The 16926-nt window shown below is 63.5% G+C and carries 12 protein-coding genes; 1 reads left to right on the forward strand and 11 read right to left on the reverse strand.

Going from position 1 to position 16926, the window contains the following annotated elements; all coding sequences use genetic code 11:
- Positions 1 to 8: 8 nt before the first annotated feature.
- The 6 genes from IM737_RS03795 to kdpF are packed head-to-tail and all read right to left on the reverse strand — an operon-like array spanning position 9 to position 7806.
- A complete protein-coding gene (locus tag IM737_RS03795; protein WP_236899854.1) occupies positions 9 to 692 on the reverse strand; it encodes a response regulator in 684 nt (227 codons plus the stop codon).
- A complete protein-coding gene (locus IM737_RS03800) occupies positions 689 to 3349 on the reverse strand; it encodes an ATP-binding protein (protein WP_236898449.1) in 2661 nt (886 codons plus the stop codon). Before IM737_RS03800 ends, IM737_RS03795 begins: the two co-directional genes overlap by 4 nt.
- A gap of 1 nt (position 3350) precedes the next feature.
- Positions 3351 to 3917, reverse strand: coding sequence for a potassium-transporting ATPase subunit KdpC (gene kdpC / locus IM737_RS03805; protein WP_236898450.1), 567 nt, complete (start codon positions 3915 to 3917; stop codon positions 3351 to 3353).
- Between the two features lie 12 nt (positions 3918 to 3929).
- On the reverse strand, positions 3930 to 5981 hold the full coding sequence (gene kdpB / locus IM737_RS03810; RefSeq protein WP_236898452.1) for a potassium-transporting ATPase subunit KdpB: 2052 nt from the start codon (positions 5979 to 5981) through the stop codon (positions 3930 to 3932).
- A gap of 9 nt (positions 5982 to 5990) precedes the next feature.
- Positions 5991 to 7700, reverse strand: coding sequence for a potassium-transporting ATPase subunit KdpA (gene kdpA, locus IM737_RS03815; protein ID WP_236898453.1), 1710 nt, complete (start codon positions 7698 to 7700; stop codon positions 5991 to 5993).
- A gap of 13 nt (positions 7701 to 7713) precedes the next feature.
- On the reverse strand, positions 7714 to 7806 hold the full coding sequence (gene kdpF, locus IM737_RS03820; RefSeq protein ID WP_236898454.1) for a K(+)-transporting ATPase subunit F: 93 nt from the start codon (positions 7804 to 7806) through the stop codon (positions 7714 to 7716).
- Positions 7807 to 8102: 296 nt separating this feature from the next.
- Here kdpF and IM737_RS03825 point away from each other — a divergent pair, with 296 nt between their 5' ends.
- The gene (locus IM737_RS03825) at positions 8103 to 10085 is read left to right on the forward strand and encodes a YgiQ family radical SAM protein (protein ID WP_442874188.1); all 1983 of its coding nucleotides are present in this window, start codon (positions 8103 to 8105) and stop codon (positions 10083 to 10085) included.
- A gap of 175 nt (positions 10086 to 10260) precedes the next feature.
- Here the strand turns inward: IM737_RS03825 and IM737_RS03830 are convergent, their stop codons facing one another.
- The 5 genes from IM737_RS03830 to IM737_RS03850 all read right to left on the reverse strand — a co-directional run bounded on the left by IM737_RS03830 (position 10261) and on the right by IM737_RS03850 (position 16882).
- The gene (locus IM737_RS03830) at positions 10261 to 11565 is read right to left on the reverse strand and encodes an RsmB/NOP family class I SAM-dependent RNA methyltransferase (protein WP_236898456.1); all 1305 of its coding nucleotides are present in this window, start codon (positions 11563 to 11565) and stop codon (positions 10261 to 10263) included.
- 139 nt (positions 11566 to 11704) lie between these two features.
- Complete coding sequence (locus tag IM737_RS03835; RefSeq protein WP_236898457.1) at positions 11705 to 14266, reverse strand: GcvT family protein; 2562 nt, start codon at positions 14264 to 14266, stop codon at positions 11705 to 11707.
- A gap of 41 nt (positions 14267 to 14307) precedes the next feature.
- Entirely contained in the window at positions 14308 to 15165 is an 858-nt protein-coding gene (purU, locus tag IM737_RS03840) for a formyltetrahydrofolate deformylase (RefSeq protein WP_236898458.1), read from the reverse strand.
- Positions 15166 to 15188: 23 nt separating this feature from the next.
- Entirely contained in the window at positions 15189 to 16118 is a 930-nt protein-coding gene (locus IM737_RS03845; RefSeq protein ID WP_236898460.1) for an electron transfer flavoprotein subunit alpha/FixB family protein, read from the reverse strand.
- 14 nt (positions 16119 to 16132) lie between these two features.
- A complete protein-coding gene (locus IM737_RS03850; protein ID WP_236898462.1) occupies positions 16133 to 16882 on the reverse strand; it encodes an electron transfer flavoprotein subunit beta/FixA family protein in 750 nt (249 codons plus the stop codon).
- Positions 16883 to 16926 lie beyond the last annotated feature (44 nt).

Here is a 16926-nt window from a genome sequence, read left to right on the forward strand (position 1 = left end):
GCGCATTCCTATTCGACCAGGCGATAGCCGACACCCGGCTCGCTCAGCAGGTGCGTAGGAGCCTTGGGATCGCGCTCGAGCTTCCCCCGGAGTTGCCCAACCACCACGCGCAGATATTGCACATCGTCCTGATGCGCCGCACCCCAGATGGCGGTCAGAGCGTGGCGGTGCGTAACGACGCGGTCGGCATTTGCCGCCAACAGGCAAAACAGGTCGAACTCCTTGGGCGTCAGGTGAACTTCCTCGCCACCAACCGTGATCCGCCGATGCTCGATATCGAGCTCGATACTGCCAAAGGCCCGCTTGCCTGCTGTGACCGGCGCTGAATCAGCCTGCCGCAATGCCACGCGGATGCGGGCCAGCAACTCGCCGATACCGAATGGCTTTTCGACATAGTCATTTGCACCCAGGTCGAGCGCGGCGATCTTCTCAACCTCCTGGTCGCGGGCCGACAGAACGATGATCGGCACGGCTGAGAAGGCGCGGACCGTCTCGATCACATCCTTGCCGTCGCCATCAGGCAGACCAAGGTCGAGCACAATGAGTGCCGGTGCGCGGGTCGCAGCAAGCCGCTTCGCCTCGGCCACGGTGGAGGCCGTCTCGACGTCAAAGCCGGCGGCGGTAAGCGCAGGCCGGAGAAAGCGCTGGATCTGTGGCTCGTCGTCGACGACCAGAATACGCGGCTGCATCAGTCCCCCTTGCCGGCCAGTGGCAGGCGCAGGGTGAACCGTGTACCGCGCTTGCGCATAGCGGGGCTGACCGCCTTGATCGAACCGCCCATTGCCGTCATCAGGCCCCGGGCAATCGACAGGCCCAGACCCGTGCCGGCCGGGCGACCATCGCCCTTGGCGCGGCGATAGAACTTGTCGAAGATGCGCTCGATATCGGCCTCCGGAATGCCCCTGCCCTGATCGGTCACCGAAATGCTCATGATGCCGTCATCCTCGCGGGCATAGACCGCCACTGGCTGCCCCACTCCGCCATATTTGCTGGCATTGTCCAGCAAATTGAACAACACCTGCTCAAGCAGTGCGGCGTCACCCAGCGCCCGCGGCAAATCCTGAGCGACGCTTACCTCGATGACCAGATCAGGATGCACCTTGCGGGCTCGAGCAGCGCTGGCATCGATGATCGTGGCAACATCGATCGGATCGCGCCGTGCCTTCATCATGCCCGCTTCGATGCGTGTCATGTCGAACAGGTTGGCCACAAACCGGTTCAGCCGACCGGATTCCTCTTCGATGGACAGCAGCAGGTCGTCCCGGCTTTCCGCCGGCATCTTTTCGCCCAGTTGCCGCAGCGTGGTCACCGCGCCGGTGATCGAGGCTAGTGGCGTGCGCAGGTCATGCGACAACGACGACAGCAAGGCTGCCTGGACCTTCTCGCCTTCGCGCGCCACCGAGGCCAGGGCACTCTCGCGACTAAGCCGGGCGCGATCGAGCGCGATGGCCGCCTGGTCGAGCAACGCTGTCCAGGTGCGGTCGTCATCCGGTGGCAGCGGGGCGTCCCCCGGCCCCATGACCAGCCCAGCCACGCCAAGCAGCCGCTGGGCCGAGACCACTGGACGGAACAGGTAGCGCACCTGCGGCAGCGTACCGGTCAGGAAGCCCGCGGGCTCCCTCTTCTCGAACGCCCAGCGGGCCGCGGTCAGTTCGGTGCTATCAAGCGACTGATCCGGCGGCCAGACGGCGGCAAGATCGAGCTCGCCCGCGTCGTCGGGCACCAGCACCACGGCCGGGCGGCCCAAGCTGGCATGGAGGTGGCTGGCAATGGCGTCAAGCACGCTGTCCTGGCCATGGGCACCGGAGAGCTTGCGCGAAAAGTCGAGTAGGGACTGGCTCTGCCGCGCCTGGCTGCGAGCGAGTTCGACCTGTTCGCGCAGTCGCGCCGCGAGCTGGCCTGCTGCCAATGCCACGGCGATAAAAATGACCAGCGACAGCACCTCCTGTGGCTGCGCCACGGTCAGTTCGCCGGTCGGTTCGATGAAGAAGAAGTTGTAGGCGAGAAAGGACAGGATCGCAGCCAGCAGAGCCGAGAAGCGCCCGGCAATGACGGCGGAAAGCAATACCGCCGCCAGATAGAGCATGGACAGGTTCTGCAACGCGATCAACGCATTGATGCCCAGGCCGAACAGCGTCGTGGCTCCAACCGAGACCAGCGGCAGGCCCAGCGTCAATACCCATTCGGGCAAGGTGACGCGTTTGCGCGGTGACCGCGCTGCCGCCGCCGAACCACCAGGAACGACATGGACCCCAATATCACCCGCCTGCTGCAGGATGGCGTCGGGCAGCGAGCGGCGGAACCAGTGCGTACCGGCCGGACGACCAATGACGATCTGGGTGATGTGCTCGCGCCGGGCGATGCGCTGGATGGCCTCGACAAAATCGCCCGCCGCTTCGCGGCGCGTTTCAGCGCCCAGCCGCTCCGCCAGACGCAGCGTTTCTTCCAACCGTTCAGCCTCTGCAGGCTCTGGCAACGGAGCGCCGGGGCGCGTCAGCGACACGACCAGCCAGCGAGCATTGAGCCCCGAGGCCAAGCGGCTGGCGACGCGCACCACCCTTTCCGACATCTGGTCGGGCCCGACGCAGACCAGCAAGCGCTCGCCGGTGGCCCAGGGGCCCTCCACGGCGCTCTGGCGCAGGAAATCGACCATCTGGTCATCGACCCGGTCGGCGGCGCGGCGCAAGGCCAGCTCACGCAGCGCGGTCAGCGTGGCGGGCTTGAAGAAGCCGTCCAGCGCCCGCTGCGCGTTGTCAGGCATGTAGACCTTTCCGGCATGCAGCCGGGCGATCAGTTCGGCGGGCGGAATATCGACGAGGATCACCTCGTCGGCGGTCTTGAGCACGATATCGGGCACCGTCTCGCGCACCGGGATGCCGGCAATGCGGGCGATCAGGTCTGACAGGCTTTCCAGATGCTGGATGTTGAGCGCAGTCCAGACGTCGATTCCGGCGCCGACCAATTCGGCGATGTCCTGATAGCGCTTGGGATGGCGTGAGCCCGGCGCGTTGGTATGGGCCAGTTCATCCACGATCAGCAGAGCAGGACGGCGCGCCAGAGCGGCATCGAGGTCGAATTCGCCATAAGGCCCGCCATTGTTCTGGCGCGGCAGCTCCTCAATGTCTTCGGCAAGTCGCGCCGTATCGCTGCGACCGTGAGTTTCAACCAAACCGATAACAACGTCAACGCCATTGGCCTTGAGGCCCCTTGCCCGCTCCAGCATGGCATAGGTCTTCCCTACACCGGGTGCAGCGCCCAGAAACACTGTCAGCTTGCCGCGATTTTCCTTCGAGGCAAGCTGCAGCAGGGCGGTTGGGTCCGGCCTCTGTGTTTCGGTCTGGCGGGCCATATCAGTTCCCGTTAGGCGCAGCCTCGTCCAGCGCCACGTTGAGGCGCAGCACGTTGACGCGCGGTTCGCCGAATATACCCAAGGCGGGGCCTTCCGTCACACTTGCCAGCACACCTTCAACAACCGAGGGATCGACAGCCCGAGCCGTAGCAACGCGCGCCACCTGACTGGCCGCATATTGCGGGCTGATATGAGGATCGAGACCTGAGGCAGAAGTGGTCACTCCGTCAGCCGGCACCACTCCACCGCCCAACGCTTCGACCGAGGCGGAGGCGCGCTCAATCAGCCTTGCGTCGGTCGGGCCGTAGTTGGACCCGCTTGAAGCCGCAGCGTTGTAGGGGTCTGGCCCAGTAGCTGATGGACGCGGCCAGAAATAGCCCGGCTGGGCGAAGTTCTGCCCGATCAGGTCGGATCCGATGGTGACGCCGTCGCGTTCGATTCGGCTGCCATTGGCCTGCCCCGGAAATGCCGCTTGCGCAGCACCCGTAATGGCAAGCGGATAGGCCAGGCCGGTCACGGCCGAGAGCAGCACGGTGAGAACGATGGCGGGACGAATTTGGTCGAGCATGGTTGCGACCTCCTAGATGATACCGAGAGCCGTCACCGCCAGATCCACCAGCTTGATGCCGATGAAGGGGGCGATGAGTCCGCCCAGGCCGTAAACGAGCAGGTTGCGGGACAGCAGCGCGGCGGCGCCGACCGGGCGATATTTCACGCCGCGCAGGGCCAGCGGGATCAGCGCCACGATGATCAGGGCGTTGAAGATCACCGCCGACAGGATCGCCGATTGCGGCGAATGGAGCCCCATGATGTTGAGCGCGCCAAGCTCCGGATAGGTGACGAGGAACAATGCCGGGATGATGGCAAAATACTTGGCCACGTCATTGGCGATCGAGAAGGTGGTGAGGGCACCGCGAGTCATCAGGATCTGCTTGCCGATCTCGACGATCTCGATGAGCTTGGTTGGGCTGGAATCCAGGTCGACCATGTTGCCGGCCTCGCGCGCCGCCTGCGTGCCCGACTGCATGGCGACGCCGACATCGGCCTGGGCCAAGGCGGGGGCGTCATTGGTGCCGTCGCCACACATGGCGATCAGGCGGCCGCCGGTTTGTTCCTTGCGGATATAGTCGAGCTTCTGCTCCGGTGTAGCCTCGGCCAGGAAGTCATCGACTCCGGCTTCCGAGGCAATGGCGGCCGCCGTGATGGGGTTGTCGCCTGTGACCATCACCGTGCGGATACCCATGGCGCGGAGGGCCGCGAAGCGCTCCTTGATGCCGGGCTTGACCACATCCTTGAGATGAACCACGCCCAACAGGCGCTCGCCTTCGGCCACGGCCAGCGGCGTACCGCCCGAGCGGGCAATGGCATCGACGGCCTTGTTGAATTCCGGACCTGCCTGCGCCTTGTCGAGGCCAACGAATTTCAGCACCGCATCCACGGCACCCTTGCGGATGCGACGGCCGTCGAGGTCGATGCCCGAAATGCGGGTTTGGGCCGAAAAAGCGATGGTCGTGGCGCCCTTGCCGGCAAGGTTGGGCTCGGTCAGCCCGAAATCCGCCTTGGCCAACGCCACGATGGAGCGGCCCTCGGCGGTTTCGTCGCTGAGGCTGGCCAGTAGCACTGCCTCAGCCAGATTTTTCTCGCTGACCTCGGCCACAGGCAGGAATTCGGAGGCCATGCGGTTGCCGAAGGTGATGGTGCCGGTCTTGTCGAGCAGCAGCGTATCGACGTCGCCGGCCGCTTCCACGGCACGGCCCGAGGTGGCGATGACGTTGAACCGGATCAGCCGGTCCATGCCGGCAATGCCGATGGCCGACAGCAACCCGCCGATCGTGGTGGGGATCAACGTCACCAACAAAGCCGCCAGCACGGCGACGGACAGGTCAGTACCGGAATAGGCGGCGAGGCCATAGAGGGTGACAACGGCGATCAGGAACACCAGCGTCAGGCCGCTCAGCAGGATCGACAGGGCGATCTCGTTAGGCGTCTTCTGCCGCTTGGCGCCTTCGATCAGCGCAATCATGCGATCGACGAAGGTCTCGCCGGGCTTGGTGGTGATGCGCACTTTGAGCCAGTCGGAGATGACCTGCGTGCCACCGGTCACGGCTGAGCGATCGCCACCGGCCTCGCGGATAACCGGCGCGGACTCGCCGGTAATGGCGCTCTCGTTGACAGAAGCAACGCCTTCAATGACTTCGCCATCGCCGGGCATGAGGTCGTTGACCTCGACGAGGACAATATCGCCAACCTTGAGCGTGGTGGCAGAGATGACTTCGCAGGCGTGGTTATCCTTCTGGTCGGGAAACAGCAGCTTCTTGGCAAACAGGTCCGACTTGCCCCGCTTGAGGCTTTCAGCCTGCGCCTTGCCGCGTCCTTCGGCGACGGATTCGGCAAAGGTGGCGAAGAGCACGGTGAACCAGAGCCAGAGCGCGATCTGCCCGGAGAAAGCCGCGTCGATGCCACCCGTCAGGTCCTGCACGAAGATCACAGTGACGAGCACGGCGACGATCTCGGTGACGAAGATCACCGGATTTCGCACCAGCTGACGGGGATCAAGCTTGATGAAGGCGTCGCGCAGGGCCGGCACGAGAATGGCCGGGTCCAGCATGGAGATGGATTTTGTGGTGGACATGGGATGTTCCTAAAAGCTCTGGCCGGCAAGCATGACGAAGTGCTCGACGATGGGTCCGAGAGCCAGGGCGGGGAAGAATTGCAGCCCGCCCAGGATGAGGATGATGCCGATCAGCAGGCCGACAAACAGCGGCCGGTCGGTCGGGAAGGTGCCCGAGGACGCGGCGATGCGGGGCTTCTTCGCCAGCGCCCCGGCAATGGCCAGAACCGGCACGAGATAAGCAAACCGCCCCAGCAGCATAGCGATGCCCAGCGTGGTATTGTACCAGGGCGTATTGGCGGTGAGGCCGCCAAAGGCCGAGCCGTTGTTCCCTGCCGCCGAGGTATAGGCGTAGAGGATTTCGCTGAGGCCATGGGGGCCGGGCGTGAGGATCGAGCTGGTGCCGAATTCGGCCACGGCCGAGACCGCAGTGAAGCCCAGGATGGTCAGCGGCAGGATGAGGATGGCCAGCATGGCCAGCTTCATCTCGCGCGCCTCGATCTTCTTGCCGAGGAATTCGGGCGTCCGCCCGACCATCAGCCCCGCCACGAAAACGGCGAGAATGGCGAAGACGACAAGGCCATAGAGTCCCGACCCAACACCACCCGGCAGCACTTCGCCCAGCTGGATCAGGAACATCGGCACCAGACCACCCAGGGGGGTCAGCGAGGAATGCATGGCATTGACGCCGCCATCCGACAGACCAGTAGTCACCGCCGAATAGAGCGCACTCATCGCCTGGCCGAAGCGGACCTCCTTGCCCTCCATGTTGCCCATGGAAGGATCGACGCCGACTGCGGTCAGCAGTGGATTGCCAAAGGTCTCGGCCCAGTAGATTGCCCCGGTGCCGATGACCAGCATGATGACCGTGACCGAAATCAGCGCCCAGCCCTGCCGGCGGCTGCCCACCATCTGGCCAAAGGCATAGACCAGTGCGGCCGATACCGAGAGCATGGCGATGATATTGAGATAGTTGCTGAAGGCCGTCGGGTTCTCGAACGGATGGGCAGCGTTGACGTTGAAGAAGCCCCCGCCATTGGTCCCGAGCTGCTTGATCGCTTCCTGGCTCGCGACCGGTCCGGTGGCGATGGTCTGCTGCACGCCTTCAAGGGTGGTGGCGACAAAGCTGGCATCCAGACTTTGCGGCAGGCCCATGGCAACAAAGACCAGCGCAACGACGATGGCCAGCGGCAGCAGCACGTAGAGCGTAGCGCGCGTCAGGTCGACCCAGAAATTGCCGAGCTCATTGACGCCCGAGCGCATGAATGCACGGGTCAGGGCAATGGCGACAGCGATGCCGGTTGCCGCCGACACAAAGTTCTGCACCGTCAGGCCAAGCATCTGGCTGAGATGGCTCATGGTGGTCTCGCCGCCATAACTCTGCCAGTTGGTGTTGGTGACGAAGCTCGCCGCCGTGTTGAAGGCCAGATCGGGCGAGAGCGCCGGAAAGCCCTGCGGATTGAGCGGCAACACATTCTGCAAGCGCAGGATGGCATAGAGCCCGATGAAGCCCACGATGCTGAAGATCAGGACACTCAGCGTATAGCCGAGCCATGTCTGCTCCTTGTCAGGCCGAACACCGGCGAGCGCGTAAAATCCGCGCTCGACGGGGCCGAGCACGGGCGAAAGAAAATTGCGTTTGCCGGTAAAGACGCTGGCCATGTAGAGGCCCAGCGGCTTGACCAGCACCAGGACCGCAACCAGCACGAAGCCGATCTGCAGCCAGCCTGATAGAGACATGATGGCTCCGATGTCAGAAGCGCTCGGGCGCCAACAGCGTCACCACGAGGTAGACGGCCAGCGCGAGCGCGATGATGAAGGAAATGATGAGCATGGCCGGGCTCACAACCGGTTGAGCCCGGCGGCATAGGCCGCCAGGGCGAGCAACGTGCCGGCGCCAAGGGCGATGAAAGCGAAATCAAGCATGACGTGCCTCGTGATATGAGGCTCATGCAGTGGACCTGACCGCCGTCAGATTGCCATATGGAAAGCTGAGGGTCGGCATAAGGATTTCGTAAGGGCGTTCGATTCAGGCCCGAATTTCCGCTTGGTTGAATTTTTCACGGCACCGGACTATACGTCGCCACCATGGAAACCATAGCCAGCGCCCAGCAAGCCGTGACGTCACTGTCGCGCCTCCCGATGCATGCCGCTCGACCAGCAGCGCCGTTCCTGCCCATGAGCCGCACCGAGATGGATGCGCTCGGCTGGGACGAATGCGACATCGTGCTGGTAACAGGCGACGCATACGTCGATCATCCCAGCTTCGGCATGGCGATTATCGGCCGGCTGCTCGAATCCCAGGGCTTCCGGGTCGGCATCATCTCGCAGCCCGACTGGCAATCGGCCGAGCCTTTCAAGGCACTTGGCAAGCCCAGGCTGTTCTTCGGCGTGACCGGCGGCAACCTCGATTCCATGGTCAACCGCTATACGTCCGATCGCAAACTGCGCCACGACGACGCCTATACGGCGGGCGGCGAGGGCGGCAAGCGGCCGGACCGCTGCACCATCGTCTACACCCAGCGCTGCCGCGAGGCCTACAAGGACGTGCCGATCGTGCTGGGCGGCATCGAGGCGTCGCTGCGCCGCATCGCCCATTATGACTACTGGTCCGACAAGGTGCGCCGCTCGATCCTGGCCGATGCCAAGGCCGATCTGCTGGTCTATGGCAATGCCGAGCGTGCGGTCGTAGAGGTGGCCAGGCGCATGGCTGACGGCGAAGGCGTGCGCGAGCTCGACGATGTCAGAGGCGTCGCGCTGTTCCGCCGCGTGCCCGAGCATTACACCGAGCTGCATGCCGACGATCTCGACTCCGACGACGAGGGCGCGACCCGCACCCGCGGCGACACCGTGATCCGGCTGCCGGCCTTCGAAGCTGTCGAGAACGACAAGGAGGCCTATGCCCGCGCCTCGCGTGTGCTCCACCGTGAGGCCAATCCCGGCAATGCCCGGCCGCTGGTCCAGCGCCACGGCGACCGCGATCTCTGGCTCAATCCGCCGCCCATTCCGCTGACTTCGGACGAGATGGATGCGGTTTACGACCTGCCCTATGCCCGAGCCCCCCACCCCTCCTACGGCGATGAAAAGATCCCCGCGTGGGACATGATCAAGTTTTCGGTCACCATCATGCGCGGTTGCTTCGGCGGCTGCACCTTCTGCTCGATCACCGAGCATGAAGGCCGCATCATCCAGAATCGCTCCGAGGCATCGATCCTGCGCGAAATCGAGCAGATCCAGGACAAGACGCCAGGCTTTACCGGCGTGATCTCCGATATCGGCGGCCCGACGGCCAACATGTACCGGATGGCTTGCAAGGATCCCAAGATCGAGGCGGCCTGCCGCCTGCCGTCCTGCGTGTTCCCCAATATCTGCCCCAACCTCAACACATCACACGACGATCTCATCCGCCTCTATCGCAAGGTGCGCGAGACCAAGGGCGTCAAGAAGGTGATGGTTGCCTCCGGGGTGCGCTACGACCTCGCGGTGACCAGCCCGGAATATGTCAAGGAACTGGTGACCCACCACGTCGGCGGCTATCTCAAGATCGCCCCCGAGCACACCGAGCGCGGCCCGCTCGACAAGATGATGAAGCCCGGCATCGGCACCTATGACAAGTTCAAGGAGATGTTCGACGCTGCGGCGGCCGAGGCCGGCAAGAAATACTACCTGATCCCGTATTTCATCGCGGCGCATCCGGGCACGACCGACGAGGACATGATGAACCTCGCGCTGTGGCTCAAGAAGAACCGCTATCGCGCTGATCAGGTGCAGACCTTCCTGCCTTCGCCCATGGCCACCGCGACCGCCATGTACCACACCGGCGTCAACACGCTCAAAGGCGTCAAGCGTGGCGGCAGCGACGAAGTCGGTACCGTGCGCGGCACCAAGCAGCGCCGGCTGCACAAGGCCTTCCTGCGCTACCATGATCCGGACAATTGGCCGCTGCTGCGCGATGCGCTCAAGGAAATGGGCCGCGCCGACCTGATCGGCCCGCGTCCCGACCAACTGGTGCCGAACTACCAGCCGCCGGGTACGGGCAAGGCCGCCGGCGTCAAGCGCCCGGTTCGCCCCAATAGCCGGGCGCTGAAATTTACCACCAAGGGCGTGCCGCTGTTCAAGAAGTAAGGTTCTTCTTTCGGTGGTCAGCGATGGTGCAGTCGACACCCTCCCCCTCTGTGGGGAGGGATCAAGGGAGGGGGTTGACCCCAATATCGGGGCGCTCTCACCCCCTCCATCCTCCCACATCAAGGGGAGGTGCCGTCCGGTGCGGTGGCGAGATCGTGCCAGACACGCGAGCCCCCTATTCCGGCAAAGTCTCCCGCACCATGACCGCCGCGAAGAACCCGTCCGTATCGTGCTGTGCGGGCGTCAACGACAGGTAATACGGATCGGCCGAAGGCAGGCCGGGCGCGGCCTCGCGCAGCGGCAGGACCTTGAAGTCGGGATGAGCGGCCAGGAAAGCAGCCACCTGCTCCTCATTCTCCTCGGATAGAAGCGAACACGTGGCGTAGACGAACCGTCCACCAGGCCGCACCAGCCGCGCTGCGCTCGCCAGAATCTTTGCCTGCAGTGCCACCAGATGCCCCACGCCCTGCTCATCCTCGGGACGCCAGCGGGCATCGGGATTGCGCCGCCAGGTGCCGGTGCCACTGCAGGGCGCATCCACCAGCACGCGATCAAAACCGCCCTTGTGGCGTTTCACCCATTTATCCGTTTCGCTGGCCAGCAGCTTGGTCTGGATATTGTGCAACCCCGCCCGCCGGAACCGCTCGGCCCCGCGCTTCAAACGGCCCTCAAGCACGTCACAGGCAATCACATGGCCCTTGTTGGCCATCTGCGCGGCAATGGCCAGCGTCTTGCCACCGGCGCCGGCGCAAAAGTCGACCACCCGGTCGCCCGGCCGCGCATCGACCAGCATGGCGACAAGCTGCGAGCCTTCATCCTGAATCTCGACCTCGCCTTCCTTCAACATCGGCAGTTTGGCCAGCGAGAGCCGTTCGTTGAGGCGGATGCCATGCGGCGCCATGCGTGATGCCTCCGGCTTGAGGCCAAGAGCCCGCAGATCACTGAGCATCGCCTCGCGCGTCGACTTGATCGGGTTGACGCGCAAGTCGAGCGGAGCGGGTGTCTGCATGGCCGCCATCTCCTGCTCGAACGCCTCCTGGAAACGGCGCCGCAGAGGATCCATCGCCCATGAAGGGCATTCGAAGCGCACGGCGTCTGGCATGGAGGCATCGTCGATCGCGCAGCCCTGCAGCTTTGTCAGCAACGCCCGCTCACTCTCCTTCAGCACCGCTGGGCAGAACTTTTCCCCGTTGAACAGGCGTTGCACCTGCTCCGTCGTCTTGCCCTCGCCCAGCACAAGCCAGGCCAGCAGGCGATTGCGGGGTACGTCCTGACGATTGTACTGTGCCAGCCACCAGCCCAGGCGGGCATGGTGCCGGAGCAGCGCATAGAGCAGTTCGAAAATGTGCCCGCGATCCGCGTCGCCGATATGGCGCCGGTACCGAAACCAGGCAGAGACGACAGCGTCCGCCGGGCGCGGGGTGGTGTCGACCTCATGCATCAGGTCGAGCGTAGCTTGCAGACGGGCAGCATGGGTCACGGGACGAAGGTCAGGCTGAGAAAAACGCCGCAACATAGCGAAAGTGCTGCGACTGGCCAATGCGAAAAGAGCAAGGCACAACAGCGCCTTGCTCTCCAAATCATGCCTCTCGAACGGGCGACAGGCGCCCTGCTCTATCTCAGCTTCGCGGCTTGAGATTTTCCGGGTCGTAGAGCGGCTTGTAGCCGACGCTGGCGACCTCAGCCGGATAAGTTTCGCCGAAATATTCCAGCGTCACCTGCCGTCCAACCTGGCAATGGCTCCACGGCAGATAGGCCAGAGCGATGTTCTTACCGATGGTCGGGCCATACGCCACCGAGGTGGTAAACGACCGGCGGCCCAGTTCATCCACCAGCGTCTCACCCGTCGCCGGGTCCATTACCGGCATGATGCCGACCGGGAAGCGCGCCACGCCCTTGCTGTCGACGTTGTCGTTCATGACTAGCGTGCAGAGCATGGCCGGCTGGTGCTCGCGCTCGCGATACTCAACATGCTTGGCCTTGCCGCAGAAGTCGGCCTCCTTGACCTTCGGACGGGCCAGGTCGGCTTCGAGCAGGTTGTATTCGGTCAGCAGGTCCGCATTCTGCAAGCGCAGGCTCTTCTCCATGCGGCGGGTATTGGCGTAGGTCTCGACGCCCACGGCAATGACGCCGGTGGAACGCAACGCATCCCACACCGCCAGGCCGTCTTCGTAGGCCATGTGCAGCTCCCAGCCCTGCTCGCCAACATAGGAAATGCGGAACGCAGTCACCGACTTGTCGGCAATGGTGAGCGGCCTGATGGCAGCAAACGGGAAGTTTTCTGCCAGCAGCACCGATGGATCTTCCACCAGCTTGCTGAGGTTTTCGCGCGCGTTCGGGCCCCAGATGCCGATGGTGATGTTCTTCTCGGTCACGTCGGTGATGGTGACGTCGAGCCCGCGATCCTGCGCCGTGCGGCGCATATACTGCAGGTCGCGCGGCCCGGCATCGGCGCCGTTGACCATGCGAATACGGTCGGCCATGCGGATGACGGTGAAGTCGGCTCGCACCATGCCCTGGTCGTCGAGAAAGTGGGTGTAGATGCCCTTTCCGATATTGGCATCGCCGCCGATCTTGGCCGCGCAGAGCCACTCCATCAGCTCGACATGGTCGGGCCCCTCGATGTCGCAGATGTAGAAATGCGACAGGTTGATGATGCCGCAATTCTCGGTCATTTCGAGATGCTCGGCATTGGACACGCGCCAGAAATGGCGGTTGTCCCATTCGTTCTCACGCACCGGCACGCGGTCCCCGAACTTTTCGAGCAGGTGCTCGTTGGCGGCGTAGCCGTGGGCGCGCTCCCAGCCGCCCAGTTCCATGAAGTAGCCGCCAAGCTCCTTCTCGCGCTCGTGGAAGGGCGAGCGGCGGATGCCGCGGCCGCCAGCGAAGGGCTCGCGCGGGTGGACCGGCGGATTGTAAATCTTCCGCGCGGTCTCGGTGCAACGCTCTTCGATGAACTGCTCGGTCAGCTGGAAAGGCGCAAAGCGAGCATAGTCGATCTTGTTGTGATCGATCGAGGTGCGCCCATCGGTCATCCAGTCGGCAATGAGCTTGCCCATGCCCGGACCATCCTTGACCCAGATGCCGACGGCATACCACAGGCCGCGCACCTTCTGGCTCTCGCCCATCGACGGGCCGCCATCGGTGGTGGTTTGCAGCAAGCCGTTGAATGAGTGACCTTCATTGTAGCCAAGCTCAGCCAGGATCGGCGTCAGCTCCATGGCGCGTTCGAGGGGTTCCATGACCTGTTCGAGATCGAGGTCACGCTGAGATGGGGACAGGCGCGCCTGTTCCTTTTCCAGCAGCTCGCGCGGATGCACGAGGCGCGGATTGTGCTCCTCGTAATAGCCCCATTCGATCTGGCCACCTTCGGCGGTCTTCGGATCGCCCGTGTCGCGCAGATAAGCCGAGTTGCCCTGATCGCGCAGCAGCGGATAGCCGATCTCCTTGCCGGTATCGGCAAAGCCGTCATACGGACCGAAAAACGTCAGCGGATGGTCGACCGGCATGACCGGCAAGTCCTCTCCCGCCATCTCAGCGATGAGGCGCCCCCAAAGGCCGGCGCAGACCACGACGTGGTCAGCCATGATGGTCCCGCGATCGGTGACGACGCCCTTAATGCGGCCGTCTTCGATCACCAGCGACTTGGCGGAGGTATTGGCGAAGGCCTGCAGCTTGCCGGCGGTGACCGCCTGGTCGACCAGCTTGCCGGCGACGGTCTGCGACCGCGGAATGACGAGGCCGGCATCGGGATCCCAAAGACCGCCCTGGATCATGCTCTCCTCGACCAGTGGCATCTTCGCCTTGATCTCGGCCGGGTCCATCAGCCGCGCGCGCGTACCGAAAGCCTTGCCGGACGAAACCTTGCGCTTGATCTCGTCCATGCGGGCGTCATCGCCGACACGGGCAACTTCTATGCCGCCGACGCGGGCGTAGTGGCCCATCTTGTCGAAGAAATCGATGGAATAGAGCGTGGTCCAGCAGCTCAGGAAGTCATGGCTGGTAGTGTAGCAAAAGTCCGACGCATGGGCGGTGGAGCCGATATCGGTGGGGATGCCCGACTTGTCGATACCGACGATATCGTCCCAGCCGCGCTCGACCAGATGGTGGGCGATCGACGCGCCCACGATCCCGCCCAATCCGACGATGACGACCCGCGCCTTTTCGGGAAACGCTGCCATTCTCTATGTACTCCGTATGGGTGGGCGCGATGGACGCAGGATCACTGCGTGAAGACGACAGTCCGATGATGGTTCAGCATGACGCGGCCTTCCAGATGAAACTTCACCGCACGGGCCAAAACACGCGATTCGATATCGCGGCCGGCGGCGACGAAATCCTCGGTCGTCATGGCGTGGCTGACACGCTCGGTTTCCTGCTCGATGATCGGACCCTCATCGAGGTCGGCGGTCACATAGTGGCCCGTCGCGCCGATCAGCTTCACGCCGCGCTCATGCGCCTGGTGATAGGGCTTCGCGCCCTTGAAGCTGGGCAGGAACGAGTGGTGGATATTGATGATCATGCCGAACAGGCGGTTCGACAGGTTGTCGGACAGAACCTGCATATAGCGGGCCAGCACCACCAGTTCCGACCCGGTTTCCCGGACCAGTTCGATGAGTTGCTCTTCGCGCTCGGTCTTATTGTCCTTGTTCACCGGCCAGTAGTAGTAGGGAATACCCTCATGCTCGGCCGTCCCGCGCGAGTCCTCGTGGTTGGATACGACGGCGGCAACCTCGGCATTCAGCCAGCCGACCTTGATCTGGTACAGGATGTGCAACAGGCCATGGTCGAATTTGGAGACCATGATGATGATCTTGGGCCGGCGCGACAGGTCCTCGATCTTGAGCTTCATGTCGAAGCGATCGACCGACGGCTTCAGTGCCAATTCCAGCACATCCCGGGTGATCGCCGCCGGCACCGCGAAGGCGATGCGAAGGAACAGCTGATTGGTCGGGCGGTCGCAGAACTGGTTGGATTCCAGAATATTGGCGCCGCGCGCCGCCAGCGCGGTGGTGATCGCGGCCACAATGCCGGGTTGGTCGAGGCAGCTCAATTTCAGAATGAACTTGGTCTCGGTCATCGTGCTTCCGTTCGGGTTTGGGCTTAGAGCTGGCGCTCGAGTTCCGGGATCAGTTCGAAAAGGTCACCGACCAGGCCATAATCAGCGACCTGGAAGATCGGCGCGTCCTCATCCTTGTTGATGGCGACGATGATCTTGGCTTCCTTCATGCCAGCCAGATGCTGGATGGCACCCGAAATCCCGATGGCGATGTAGAGATCCGGCGCGACGATCTTGCCGGTCTGGCCGACCTGCCAGTCGTTGGGCGCATAGCCCGCATCCACCGCCGCACGAGACGCGCCCACGGCCGCACCGAGCTTGTCGGCCAGCGGCAGGATGATCTCGCGGAACTTCTCCAGCGAACCCAGCGCACGACCGCCCGAGATCACGACACGTGCCGAACCCAGCTCAGGCCGCTCGTTCTTCGCCATACGGTTTTCAAGGAACACCGACAGTCCACGATCCGCCGTAGCGGTGATCGCCTCTACCGACGCCCCTGCCCCTGCAGCAGCTGGCGCGAAGCCAGCGGTACGGACGGTGATGACCTTCTTGGCGTCAGTCGACTGCACCGTCTGGATCGCATTGCCGGCATAGATGGGTCGCTTGAACGTATCGGCCGAAACGACCTCGACGATCTCGGAAATCTGCATCACGTCGAGCAGAGCCGCGACGCGCGGAAACACATTCTTGCCCGTCGTCGTCGCAGCAGCAACGAACACGTCATAGCCCGAAGCGATCGACACGATGAGATCAGCAAGAGGTTCAGCAAGCTGGTTCGCCAGCGCATCGCTTTCGGCGAGCAGCACCTTGCGCACCCCCGCCAGCCCGGCAGCGGCATTGGCAGCGCCCTGCGCGCCCTTGCCGGCAACCAGAATGTCCACGTCGCCACCAATCTTGGCAGCCGCCGTCAGCGCCCGCGCCGTCAGTTCGGAGAGCGTCGCATTGTCGTGTTCGGCGAGAAGAAGAATTGCCATGTGTATGTCCTCGCTCAGATAACGCGGGCTTCGTTGCGCAGCTTGTCGACCAGTTCGGCGACGGTGGCGACCTTGATGCCGGCCTTGCGCGTCCCCGGCTCCTCGGTCCTCAGCACCTTAAGGCGCGGCTCGACCGACACGCCGTAATCGGCAGCAGTCTTCTCCTCGAGCGGCTTCTTCTTGGCCTTCATGATATTGGGCAGCGAGGCGTAACGCGGCTCATTGAGACGCAGATCTGCCGTCACGATGGTGGGCAGCGTGACTTCGATGGACTGCAGGCCGCCATCAACTTCACGCAGCACCACGGCCTTGTCGTCGCCCAGTTCGATCTTGGAGGCGAAGGTCGCCTGCGACCAGCCCAGCAAAGCCGACAGCATCTGCCCGGTCTGGTTGGAATCGTCGTCAATGGCCTGCTTGCCCAGGATAACCAGGCGTGGCGCTTCGGCCTCGACCACACCCTTGAGAAGTTTAGCGACGGTCAGCGGCTCGACCACACCATCCACATTGATCAGGATGCCGCGATCGGCGCCCATGGCCAAAGCCGTGCGCAACGTGTCCTGCGCCTGCGCCGGGCCGATCGATACGACGACGATCTCGGTGACCTTCCCGGCTTCCTTGAGCCGGATGGCCTCCTCGACGGCGATTTCGTCGAAGGGGTTCATCGACATCTTCACATTGGCGAGGTCGACACCCGAGCCATCAGCCTTGACGCGGATCTTCACGTTGAAGTCGACCACGCGCTTTACCGGCACCAGAACTTTCATTTGGTCATTCCCTCGATCATGGACGGAGCATTGCGACACTATCG

The sequence above is a fragment of the Devosia sp. SL43 genome (assembly GCF_021729885.1).
In the GTDB taxonomy this organism is placed as follows: domain Bacteria; phylum Pseudomonadota; class Alphaproteobacteria; order Rhizobiales; family Devosiaceae; genus Devosia.

Coding starts and splice junctions, on each gene's coding strand:
- IM737_RS03835 (WP_236898457.1), bottom strand. CDS start 14,266: ATGGCAGCGTTTCCCGAAAAGGCGCGGGTCGTCATCGTCGGATTGGGC.
- kdpA (WP_236898453.1), bottom strand. CDS start 7,700: ATGTCTCTATCAGGCTGGCTGCAGATCGGCTTCGTGCTGGTTGCGGTC.
- kdpB (WP_236898452.1), bottom strand. CDS start 5,981: ATGTCCACCACAAAATCCATCTCCATGCTGGACCCGGCCATTCTCGTG.
- kdpC (WP_236898450.1), bottom strand. CDS start 3,917: ATGCTCGACCAAATTCGTCCCGCCATCGTTCTCACCGTGCTGCTCTCG.
- IM737_RS03800 (WP_236898449.1), bottom strand. CDS start 3,349: ATGGCCCGCCAGACCGAAACACAGAGGCCGGACCCAACCGCCCTGCTG.
- purU (WP_236898458.1), bottom strand. CDS start 15,165: ATGACCGAGACCAAGTTCATTCTGAAATTGAGCTGCCTCGACCAACCC.
- IM737_RS03850 (WP_236898462.1), bottom strand. CDS start 16,882: ATGAAAGTTCTGGTGCCGGTAAAGCGCGTGGTCGACTTCAACGTGAAG.
- IM737_RS03845 (WP_236898460.1), bottom strand. CDS start 16,118: ATGGCAATTCTTCTTCTCGCCGAACACGACAATGCGACGCTCTCCGAA.
- IM737_RS03825 (WP_442874188.1), top strand. CDS start 8,103: ATGCATGCCGCTCGACCAGCAGCGCCGTTCCTGCCCATGAGCCGCACC.